Source organism: Streptomyces katrae (assembly GCF_000966975.1).
In the GTDB taxonomy this organism is placed as follows: Bacteria; Actinomycetota; Actinomycetes; order Streptomycetales; family Streptomycetaceae; genus Streptomyces; species Streptomyces katrae.
This window is the reverse complement of sequence record NZ_JZWV01001693.1, coordinates 1-326: the sequence shown is the minus strand read 5'-3', so window position 1 is coordinate 326 and position 326 is coordinate 1. Positions and strand designations below refer to the sequence as shown.

General features: G+C 81.9%; 1 protein-coding gene. It reads right to left on the bottom strand.

Annotated elements, in window-relative coordinates; all coding sequences use genetic code 11:
* A partial coding sequence (locus VR44_RS40145; protein WP_045952638.1) for a Rossmann-fold NAD(P)-binding domain-containing protein occupies positions 1-326 on the bottom strand: 326 nt, incomplete at both ends.

The following is a 326-nucleotide window of genomic DNA, read 5'->3' as shown; positions in this document are numbered from 1 at the left end:
CCGTCGGCGGGTCCTGGGGGGAGGTGGTGACGGCGCCTCGGGTGGCGCACCACAGGGGGGCCTCGACCCCGGCGTCACCGAGGGCCTGGATCAGGGTGAGGGTGGCGGCGTCCCCGCTGCCGGGGGCGGCCGGTCCGGCGGCGGGGCGCCCGTCCAGGGCCAGCAGGGAGACGACGGTACGGGGGGCGGCGCCGGCCGCGGCCTCCTGCAGCCGGCCGGCGAGGGCCGCGCGGTCCTCGGCGGGGTCCACGGTGAGGGTGGTGACGGTGGCCCCGCGGGCGGTGAGGGCTTCGCGGAGCTCGCGGGTGAGGCCGGCGGCGACCGGG